This window comes from Parahaliea mediterranea (assembly GCF_003402235.1).
Lineage (GTDB): Bacteria > Pseudomonadota > Gammaproteobacteria > Pseudomonadales > Halieaceae > Parahaliea > Parahaliea mediterranea.
Genome location: NZ_QEWO01000003.1, coordinates 141,971 through 151,724, shown reverse-complemented (window position 1 = coordinate 151,724; position 9,754 = coordinate 141,971). Strand labels below are relative to the sequence as shown.

Genomic DNA, 9,754 nt, shown 5'->3' with positions numbered 1-9,754 from the left:
AATCCGCATTTTGAACGCTGCCGTATGCCGCTCGACTGCCCGCAGGGCAGGACGCGCGGCGCACAGGCGCCAACCATTCCCAGAAGAGGTGCAGCCGTGAGTGAGCTGGAACAATTCCGCGCCGAAACCCGCGCCTGGCTGGAGGCCAACTGCCCCCAGTCCATGCGCACACCGGCACGCGGGTTTGAGGATATCTACAACGGTGGGCGCAAGCCCGAAATCGACCACCCGGACCAAAAGGTCTGGTGCGACCGCATGGCCGAGCGCGGCTGGACGGTGCCCACCTGGCCGAAGGAGTACGGTGGCGGTGGCCTCAGCAAGGAGGAGGCCAAGGTGCTGGCCCAGGAGATGGCGCGCATCAATGCCCGCCGCCCGCTGGACAGCTTTGGCATTTCCATGCTTGGCCCGGCCCTGCTGAAGTTCGGCACCGAAGCGCAGAAGAAAGAACACCTGCCGCCCATCGTGCGCGGCGAAATCCGCTGGTGCCAGGGCTATTCCGAGCCCAATGCCGGTTCCGACCTGGCGAGCCTGGCAACCCGCGCGGATGATAAGGGCGATCACTACCTGATCAACGGCCAGAAAATCTGGACCTCCTACGCCGACAAGGCGGACTGGATTTTCTGCCTGGTGCGCACCGACAACTCCGGCAGCAAGCACGAGGGCATCAGCTTTGTGCTGTTCGATATGGACCAGCCCGGCGTTACCGTAAAACCGATCAAGCTGATCAGCGGCTCGTCGCCCTTCTGCGAGACCTTCTTTGACGATGCGAAAGCGCTGAAGGCGAACCTGGTGGGCGAAGAAGGCAAGGGCTGGACCATCGCCAAGTACCTGCTGACCCACGAGCGGGAAATGATCTCCAGCTTTGGCACCGCGCCGCGCCAGTCCCTGGGCCAGCAGGCGGTGGACGTCATCGGCGCCGATGCCTCGGGCCGCCTGGCCAACGGCGTGCTGCGCCAGAACATTGCCCAGTACCAGTTGGATGCCCTGGTGTTCGGCTACACCATGGCTCGGGTGGGCGATGAGGCGAAGGCGGGGCAGGGCCTGGGGCCGGCGTCGTCCATCTTCAAATACTACGGCACCGAGCTGAACAAGCGCCGTAACGAGCTGAACCTGGCGGTGCAGGGCGAGGCGGCCCTGGGTTGGGACGGCGAAGTGTACGACGGCGGGCAACTGAGCCGCGACTGGCTGCGTTCCAAGGGCAACTCCATTGAGGGCGGCACCTCCGAGGTTCAGCTCAACATTATTGCCAAGCGCGTGCTTGGCCTGCCGGACGCCTGAGCCGGACGCGATAGAGGACAACAGCATGGCACTGGTATTGAACGAAGAGCAGATCATGCTCAAGGATTCCGCCGCGGGCTTTCTGGCCCAGAAGGCGGCGGTAGCGCAACTGCGCGCGCTGCGAGACAGCGGCAGCAAAACCACCTTCGACGGCGATGTGTGGAATGAAATGGTGAACATGGGCTGGGCCAGCATTGCCATTCCCGAGGCCTATGGCGGCCTGGGTTATGGCTATACCGGCCTGGGCCTGGTGCTGGAGCAGGTGGGGCGCCACCTCAGCAACTCGCCGCTGGAGTCGGCGGTGCTGGTGGGCGCTACCCTGGTCAATGAGCTGGCCAGCGAAGCCCAGAAGCAACAGTGGCTGCCGGCCATTGCCGCCGGTGAAACCCGGTTCAGCCTGGCCCTGCAGGAGGGCGCGCACCACAACCCGCAGCAGCTGGCCACCAGCGCCCGTCGCGAAGGCGATGGCTTTGTGCTCAGCGGCAGCAAGGTGCTGGTGCTGGATGCGCCCAGCGCCCAGCAATTTCTGGTAGTGGCGCAACTGGAAGGCACCGATGGTGCCAGCGTGTTTGCGGTGCCGGCCAGTGCCGATGGTCTGGCCATTGAATCGCGCGCCATGGTGGACAGCCGCGCCGCTGGCGCCCTCACCCTGAACCAAGTGGCCGTCGGCGCCGATGCCCTGGTGGGCGAGGCGGGGGCCGCTGGCCCCGCGCTGGAGCGCACGCTGGATATTGCCAACATCGGCCTTTCCGCCGAGCTGCTGGGCCTGTCGGCGGAGGCCTTCGAGCGCACCGTGGCCTATTTGCAGGAGCGCAAGCAGTTCGGCCGCATTATCGGCAGTTTCCAGGGCCTGCAGCACCGGGCCGCGGAGCTGTTTGCCGAACTGGAGCTGGCCCGCTCCATCGTGCTCAAGGCCCTGCAGGCCATTGATGAGGGCGCCGACAACCTGCCCCTGCTGGCCAGCGCCGCCAAGGCCAAGCTGTGTGAAGTGGCCCAGCGCGCCAGCAACGAGGCGGTGCAGATGCACGGCGGCATCGGCATGACCGATGAATGTGATATCGGCTTTTTCATCAAGCGCGCCCGGGTGGCCCAGCACACCTTTGGTGACTATAACTACCATCTGGATCGCTTCGCCCGCCTCGGCGGTTTCTGAGGCCACAACACCGGGGATGGCCAATAAGATGCGCCCTGAAGTACAGCAGTTCGATGCCGCGGTGGCTGCCCTCACAGCCCCAGGGGCGCCCTTCGCCGTGACCAATGTGGAGGCCGGTGGCGTCAGCTATCGCAACTACGAAGCACTGCCCGCCAACCTTGGCGAGTACTTCCTGAACATGCTGAACCACGGCGACAAGGAATTCGCCCTCTACCTGGATGAACGCTACACCTTTGCCGAAACCTACGCCCACAGCGCCGCTTTTGCGGCAGCGCTGCAGGGCCGGCTCGGTGTGTCCAAGGGCGAGCGGGTTGCCATTCTCAGTCGCAACAACCCCCAGTGGATGATGACGTTCATCGCCACCCTGGCTACCGGTGTGGTGGCGGTGCCGATGAACGCCTGGTGGACCACGGAGGAGCTGGACTACGGCCTGCGCGACTGCGGCGCCAGGGTGGTGGTGGCCGACCGCCAGCGCATCGAGCGGCTGGCGCCCCTGGTGGACACCCTCGGCCTGACGCTGGTGGCCATTGACGACTGCAGCGACCTGGCGGTGCCCGCCCTGTCCTTCGGTGAGCTGCTCGCCGAGTATGCCGGCTCGGCAATGCCGCAGGTGGCCGTGGATTGTGATGATTACGCCACCATCATGTATACCTCGGGCTCCACCGGCCATCCCAAGGGCGCGCTGTCCAGCCACCGGGGCATTCTGTCGGCCCTGTACAGCTGGCTGCTGATGGGCATCGCCAGCAAGCAGGTGGAGGCCGCCGATGACGCCCCGGACGTGGCAGAACTGCAGCCCTGCGGCCTGCTGACCATTCCGCTGTTCCACTGCACCGGCTCGCATTCGGCCTTTTTGCTGTCGCTGATCGCCGGGCGCAAGCTGGTGATCATGCACCGCTGGGACGTGCAGGAGGCCCTGCGGCTTATCGAGGTCGAGAAGGTCACCTGGTTCAACGGCGTGCCCACCATGTCGGCGGAATTGCAGGAGGCGGCGCGCAGCAGCAAGCGGGACCTGTCCACCCTCAAGGATATTTTCTCCGGCGGCGCGGCGCGGCCCCCGGACCAGGTGGGCAAGTTGGCCAGCACCTTTCGCAAATCCATTCCCGGCAGCGGTTACGGGCTGACCGAAACCAACGCCCTGGGCGCGGTGAACAGCGGCGCCCTGTATATCGCCAATCCCGGCAGCACCGGGCGTGTGGTGCCGGCGGTAACCGAGTTTCGCATCACCAGCGCCGATGGCGAGGCGCTGCCGGTGGGTGAGCGCGGCGAGGTGTGCATGAAGTCCCCGGCCAATGTGCTGGGCTACTGGAACAAGCCCGAGGCCACCGCCGAGGCCTTCCGGGACGGCTGGTTCCACACCGGCGACGTGGGCTACATGGACGAGGACGGCTTCCTTTATATTGTCGATCGCATCAAGGAGGTCATCATCCGCGGCGGCGAGAACATCAGCTGCCTGGAGGTAGAGGCCGCCATCTACAGCCACCCGGCGGTGGCGGAGGCGGCGGTGTTCGGCCTGCCGGACGAGCGCCTGGGCGAAGTGGTGGGGGCGGCCGTTCTGCTGCACGATGCCCAGGCCCTCGACGCGGCGGCGCTGCGTGACTATCTCGCAGGGCATCTGGCCGGCTTCAAGATTCCGGCCCATATCTGGTTTCGCGATGAGCAGCTGCCGCGCATCGCCACCGGCAAGATTTTCAAGCGCCAGCTCAAGAGTGACTATGCCGCCGAGCTGGCGCAGCAGGCTGAGCGCGCCTGATTCAATCGGCGCGGGAGGCGACAGTAACGCACATGACGACGACTGGAGAGTGACAATGGATTTAGGCATCAGCGACAAACTGGCCCCCCTGCTGCAGCAGGTGAAGGACTTCATCACCGACAACATCGAACCGGTGGAACACGAGTACCTGGCCGAAATCGGCGTTGGCGACCGCTGGCAGTTCACCGCCCGCCAGACCGAGATCATGGAAGGGCTCAAGACCAAGGCGAAGGCGGCGGGGCTGTGGAATTTCTTCCTTACCGACGGCGAGCACGGCTCGGGCCTGAACACCGTGGAATACGCCTACCTGGCGGAGGAGATGGGCAAGTCCCACATCGCCGCGGAAGTCTTCAACTGCGCGGCGCCGGACACCGGCAACATGGAAGTGCTGCACAAGTACGGCTCCGAAGCCCAGAAGCAGCAGTGGCTGGAGCCGCTGATGAACGGCGAGATTCGCTCCGCCTACGCCATGACCGAGCCCGGCGTGGCATCCTCCGACGCCACCAACATTGGCACCACCGCGGTGCTGGAGGGTGACGAATGGGTGATCAACGGCGAGAAGCACTATATTTCCGGCGCTGGCGACCCGCGCTGCAAGATCATGATTGTGATGGTCAAGACCGACCCGGACGCTCCCAAGCACCTGCAGCAGAGCCAGATTCTGGTGCCCATGGACACCCCCGGGGTGGAAAACGTGCGGCCGATGAACGTGTTCTCCATGGACGACGCCCCCCACGGCCACATGCACCAGCGCTACACCAACGTGCGGGTGCCCAAAGACAACATCATCCTCGGCCCCGGCCGCGGCTTTGAAATCTCCCAGGGTCGCCTGGGCCCGGGCCGCATCCACCACTGCATGCGCGCCATCGGCGCGGCAGAGAAGGCCCTGAAACTGCTGTGCGAACGCTCCGTCTCCCGCACCGCCTTCGGCAAGCCCCTGGCCCGCCTGGGCGGCAACATCGACATCATTGCCAATGCCCGCATGGACATTGAAATGGCGCGGCTGCTGACCCTGAAAACCGCCTGGATGATGGATCAGGTGGACCCGAAAGAAGCCCGGGTGTGGATTTCCATGATCAAAACCGCGGTGCCGAATGTGTCCATTCGCATTGTCGATCAGGCCATCCAGATGTACGGCGCCCTCGGCGTGTCACAGGATACGCCGCTGGCCACCATGTACATGGCCCAGCGCACCCTGCGCCTGGCGGATGGCCCGGATGAAGTACACCGCATGGTGGTAGGGCGCAATGAGCTGAAGGGCTATATGGCCGCGCAGGACGAGGTCAACGCCACCTTCCGCGACGGCTGAAGTGACCCCGGCTGCGGCGGCCCGCCCGCTGCAGCCGGCGCTCAGCCTTCGCCGAGCGCCGCTTCCACAAACTGGTGAAACTGCACTGCCGGTTGCTCCAGCGCGCCGAACAGCAGGCTGTCGTTGGCGCCGCTGGCAAAGCCCTTCTGGGCGCCCACCGACACGAAAATATCCTCCGCTTCGAACACCCCTTTATCAATCAGCTCGAAGGAGCGCTCGAAGTGGTCGCGCTCCTGCTCGGACGCCGGCGCCCGTGGCGTCAGCATGTTGTGTACAAACAGGGTGCGGTCAGGCGCCTGGGGGAACAGACTGATCACGCTGGTGTACTCCGGGTGGAAGATCAGCACCATGTTCGGGAACAGGGTGTAGGAGAAGGTGGCGTGGTGGCGCCGGTCGAGGGCCTCGGGCGCCAGGGCCAGGTCGTCCAGCAGGGTATTGCGCGCCACCGCCGAGCGAATGTGGCGACCGTGCACGCTGGTTTCGGCCAGCGCATCCGGGAAGAAGGGCCCCACGGTTTTTTTGTGCAGGCGCACCACGTGGTAGCCATCGAGAAAGGCGTCCTGTACCAGCTTCCAGTTGCAGGCGATGTCCTTCACGCTCTGGCGGCAAAAGTGGTAGTCGCCCAGTTGGAAGTCGTCGAAGTCGCGGCCCAGGCCCGCCAGGTGGCTGTCCAGGTCCATGTGGTCGCCGGGGGTGGCCTGCACCCAGATCAGGCCGTGGCGCACTTCGGTGGGCAGGGCCACCAGGTTAAAGTCGGCGGGGTCGATATCGCAGAAGCTCTCCGCCCGGGGAATATTGCGCAGTTGGCCGTCCAGGCCGTAGGTCCACTGGTGGTAGGGGCACACCAGCGAGCGCACGCTTGCCTGCCCCTCGTTTTGCAGCAGGCGCATGCCGCGGTGGCGGCACACGTTGAGAAAGGTGGCAATGGCGCCGGCTTTATCGCGCAGGGTCACCAGCGGCAGCCCCAGCCAGTCATAGACCAGGGCGTCACCGGGCTCGGGGATCTGCGTTGCGTGGCCAATCACCTGGGGGTAGCGGTGGATCAGCCGGTCGACTTCGCGCTGCAGGCGCTGCGGGTCGGTGTAGGCCGCGATGGGCACCCGCAAACTGCAGGGCGGGGGCGCGTCGACGGCGCCCCTGGCGCGTTGCTGCAGGCGGGCCAGCAGGCCGTCACAGGACGTGGCTTGCTGCTGCTCGGCATCAGGGTTGTTGGCGGCGGCGCGGGTGGACTGCGGCATGCTGTTATCTCTGTGTCAGGCAGTGTGAAGGGAGCTTAGCAGGCTGCGATGCCGGCAAAAATACTTGAACGCTAGTTTTTCATACTGTATGTTCAAATCCGCTTTTTCTGGAGCGCCGGGGCATCCGCGTGAGGGCGCGATGCCGTCTACACTGATCAGACCCGCGCTTTCCCACCACACCAACGATAAGGAGCACACGATGGCGGCGACACTGATCCCCAAGGACAAGATGCTGGAGCAAAAGGGGCGCAAGTTCGAGCCAGGCCCCTGGGTGACCCTGGACCAGGAGCGCATCAACCAGTTTGCCGATTGCACGGAAGACCACCAGTTCATCCACCTCGATCAGGAAAAGGCCGCCCAAACGCCCTTTGGCGGCACCATTGCCCACGGCTTTCTGACCCTGTCCATGCTGGTAAAGATGTGCGAGGGCAGCGGCATCATTCCCGAGAATGTGGTGATGGGCATTAACTACGGCTTTAATAAGGTGCGTTTTCTGGCGCCGGTGCGCGCTGGCAAGCGGGTGCGGGCCCATGTGGAAATCACCGACGTGGAAGCCAAAGATGGCGGCCGCTTCCTGGTGACCCAGAGCATCAGCGTCGAGATCGAAGGCGAGGACACCCCGGCCCTGGTGGCCGAGTGGCTGTCCATGGTGGTCACCGCCTAAGCTCCACTTGGCATCAATCCGGGGCGTCGGCCAGACGCAGGCTGCCCCGGCAACTCAAACCCTTCGGCCAGGCGCCGCCAGCGCGCCGGGGCGAAACCCACAACGTGAAGCGGTGCAGCGGCGAGCCCAGGGCCCCGGCGGCATCGAACAATCAGGAGGAATACACACCATGTCTATTCGCTATGACGGCAAAGTCGCCATCGTAACCGGCGCCGGCCAGGGGCTCGGCCGCTGCCATGCCATTGAACTCGCCAAGCGCGGTGCCAAAGTGGTCGTGAACGACCTGGGCGGCGCAAAAGACGGCACCGGCGCGTCCAGCGACGCCGCCCTGGCCGTGGTGGCAGAGATTGAAGCCGCCGGTGGCGAAGCCATTGCCAACGGCGCCAACGTGGCCAAATACGCCGACGTGGAAGCCATGGTGAAGCAGGCCGTGGACAAGTGGGGCCGGGTAGACATACTGGTCAACAACGCCGGCATCCTGCGCGACAAAAGCTTTGCCAAAGGCTCCCTGGAGGATTTCCAACTGGTGCTGGACGTGCACCTGATGGGCACCATCAACTGCACCAAGGCCTGTTGGGACATCATGCGCGAGCAGGAGTACGGCCGTATCGTGGTGACCTCGTCTTCTTCCGGCCTGTACGGCAACTTCGGCCAGACCAACTACGGCGCGGCCAAAATGGGCGTGATCGGCGCCATGAACACCCTGGTGCAGGAAGGCGCCAAGTACAACATTCGCGTTAACGCCCTGGCGCCCACCGCCGGCACCCGCATGACCGAGGGCCTGCTGCCAGAGAAGGCCTTCGACCTGCTGACCCCGGAAACCGTCACCCCGGCGGTGCTCTACCTGGTGAGCGAAGATGCCCCCAACCGCACCATCCTGTGTGCCGGCGCCGGCGGCTTCTCGGTGGCCAAGATCGTGGAAACCGAGAGCGTGTGGCTGTCGCCCGACGAGCAGACCCCGGAAGGCATCGCTGCCCACTGGGATGAAATCAACAAGTTCGAAGGATCGCGGGAGCTTTCCGCCGGCTTCGAGCAGTCGGTGAAAATGCTGACCGTGGCCGCCAATGGCCTTGGCATCAAACTGGATTAAGGAGCGCCACCATGAAAGAAGCAGTCATTGTCTCCACCGCCCGCACCCCCATCGGCAAGGCCTATCGCGGCGGCTTTAACAACTTGGGTGGCGCCAGCCTTGGCGCCGCTTCGGTGGCGGAAGCAGTGCGCCGCGCCGGCATCGACCCGGCGGAAGTCGACGACGTGATCATGGGCTGCGCCCTGCAGCAGGGCGCCACCGGCACCAACGTGGCGCGCCAGATTGCCCTGCGCGCCGGCCTTGGGGCGGGGGTATCCGGCATGACCATCGACCGCCAGTGCTCCTCCGGCCTGATGGCGGTGGCCACCGCGGCCAAGCAGGTGATCGACGACGGCATGGGCATTGTGGTGGGCGGCGGCCTGGAGTCCATCTCGCTGGTGCAGAACGAGCACATGAACCTGCACCGCATGGTGGATGAAGAGCTGATGGCCATGCACCCGGACATCCATATGCCCATGCTGCAAACCGCCGAGGTGGTGGCCAAGCGCTACAACATCAGCCGCGACGCCATGGACGAGTACGGTCTGCAGTCGCAGCAGCGCACCGCCGCCGCCTATGAGGCCGGCAAGTACGCCGACGAACTGGTGCCGGTCACCTGCCAGCGCATCGTCTGGGACAAGGCAACCGGCGAGCAGTCCGAGGCCGAGGTGACCGTCTCTGCCGACGAGGGCTTGCGTGCCACTACCGCCGAGGGCCTCGCCGGCCTTAAGACGGTGATCGAGGGTGGCACCATCACCGCCGGCAACGCGTCCCAACTGTCCGACGGCTCCTCTGCCCAGGTGGTAATGGATGCCAAGCTGGCGGAGCAGCGCGGCCTGGAGCCGCTGGGCATTTACCGCGGCATTGCGGTGGCCGGTTGCGAACCCGACGAGATGGGCATTGGCCCGGTGTTCGCCGTGCCCAAGCTGCTCAAGCAGCACGGCCTCGGTGTGGACGACATCGGCCTGTGGGAACTGAACGAAGCCTTCGCGGTGCAGGTGCTGTACTGCCGCGACAAACTCGGCATCGACAACGATAGGCTCAACGTCAACGGCGGGGCCATCTCCGTGGGCCACCCTTACGGCATGAGCGGCTCGCGCATGATTGGCCACGCCCTGATCGAGGGCAAGCGCCGCGGCGTGAAGTACGTAGTGGTCACCATGTGCGTGGGCGGCGGCATGGGCGCAGCCGGCCTGTTTGAAGTGGCCTAGGGGCCAAGCACAATTTACGGCGCCTGCGGGCGCCGTTCTTGTCTCTGCGGGCCGCTTACGGGCGGCCCCGGAGCGACAACGG

General features: G+C 65.1%; 8 protein-coding genes. 7 read left to right on the top strand and 1 reads right to left on the bottom strand.

All coding sequences use genetic code 11. The annotated features are described in order from the left end of the window. Positions 1-96: 96 nt before the first annotated feature. From DDZ17_RS10125 to DDZ17_RS10110, 4 genes are read left to right on the top strand one after another with little or no spacing between them, the layout of a single operon-like run. Positions 97-1,278: an acyl-CoA dehydrogenase family protein gene (locus tag DDZ17_RS10125; RefSeq protein ID WP_116366466.1), complete on the top strand. Its 1,182-nt coding sequence runs from the start codon at positions 97-99 to the stop codon at positions 1,276-1,278. Positions 1,279-1,303: 25 nt separating this feature from the next. Beyond that, positions 1,304-2,431, top strand: a complete 1,128-nt coding sequence (locus tag DDZ17_RS10120) for an acyl-CoA dehydrogenase family protein (RefSeq protein ID WP_116366464.1) — start codon at positions 1,304-1,306, stop codon at positions 2,429-2,431. A gap of 28 nt (positions 2,432-2,459) precedes the next feature. Then, positions 2,460-4,181 carry a class I adenylate-forming enzyme family protein gene (locus tag DDZ17_RS10115; RefSeq protein WP_116367248.1) on the top strand — a complete coding sequence of 574 codons (1,722 nt, stop codon included), beginning with the start codon at positions 2,460-2,462 and terminating at the stop codon, positions 4,179-4,181. A 55-nt stretch (positions 4,182-4,236) separates the two neighbouring features. After that, the gene (locus DDZ17_RS10110; RefSeq protein ID WP_116366462.1) at positions 4,237-5,490 is read left to right on the top strand and encodes an acyl-CoA dehydrogenase family protein; all 1,254 of its coding nucleotides are present in this window, start codon (positions 4,237-4,239) and stop codon (positions 5,488-5,490) included. A 41-nt stretch (positions 5,491-5,531) separates the two neighbouring features. On the opposite strand, the gene DDZ17_RS10105 is transcribed toward DDZ17_RS10110, so the two are convergent. Next, the gene (locus DDZ17_RS10105) at positions 5,532-6,728 is read right to left on the bottom strand and encodes an aromatic ring-hydroxylating oxygenase subunit alpha (RefSeq protein ID WP_116366460.1); all 1,197 of its coding nucleotides are present in this window, start codon (positions 6,726-6,728) and stop codon (positions 5,532-5,534) included. 199 nt (positions 6,729-6,927) lie between these two features. On the opposite strand from DDZ17_RS10105, the gene DDZ17_RS10100 reads away from it, so the two are divergent. From DDZ17_RS10100 to DDZ17_RS10090, 3 genes are all read left to right on the top strand, one after another. Then, on the top strand, positions 6,928-7,392 hold the full coding sequence (locus tag DDZ17_RS10100; RefSeq protein WP_116366458.1) for a MaoC family dehydratase: 465 nt from the start codon (positions 6,928-6,930) through the stop codon (positions 7,390-7,392). Positions 7,393-7,561: 169 nt separating this feature from the next. Further along, positions 7,562-8,482, top strand: coding sequence for an SDR family NAD(P)-dependent oxidoreductase (locus tag DDZ17_RS10095; RefSeq protein ID WP_116366456.1), 921 nt, complete (start codon positions 7,562-7,564; stop codon positions 8,480-8,482). 11 nt (positions 8,483-8,493) lie between these two features. Next, a complete protein-coding gene (locus DDZ17_RS10090) occupies positions 8,494-9,672 on the top strand; it encodes an acetyl-CoA C-acyltransferase (RefSeq protein WP_116366454.1) in 1,179 nt (392 codons plus the stop codon). The last annotated feature ends 82 nt before the right edge of the window (positions 9,673-9,754 follow it).

Excerpts from the sequence above, each read along its gene's own strand:
- DDZ17_RS10120 (WP_116366464.1), top strand. The coding sequence starts at position 1,304 with ATGGCACTGGTATTGAACGAAGAGCAGATCATGCTCAAGGATTCCGCC.
- DDZ17_RS10115 (WP_116367248.1), top strand. The coding sequence starts at position 2,460 with ATGCGCCCTGAAGTACAGCAGTTCGATGCCGCGGTGGCTGCCCTCACA.
- DDZ17_RS10110 (WP_116366462.1), top strand. The coding sequence starts at position 4,237 with ATGGATTTAGGCATCAGCGACAAACTGGCCCCCCTGCTGCAGCAGGTG.
- DDZ17_RS10105 (WP_116366460.1), bottom strand. The coding sequence starts at position 6,728 with ATGCCGCAGTCCACCCGCGCCGCCGCCAACAACCCTGATGCCGAGCAG.
- DDZ17_RS10100 (WP_116366458.1), top strand. The coding sequence starts at position 6,928 with ATGGCGGCGACACTGATCCCCAAGGACAAGATGCTGGAGCAAAAGGGG.
- DDZ17_RS10095 (WP_116366456.1), top strand. The coding sequence starts at position 7,562 with ATGTCTATTCGCTATGACGGCAAAGTCGCCATCGTAACCGGCGCCGGC.
- DDZ17_RS10090 (WP_116366454.1), top strand. The coding sequence starts at position 8,494 with ATGAAAGAAGCAGTCATTGTCTCCACCGCCCGCACCCCCATCGGCAAG.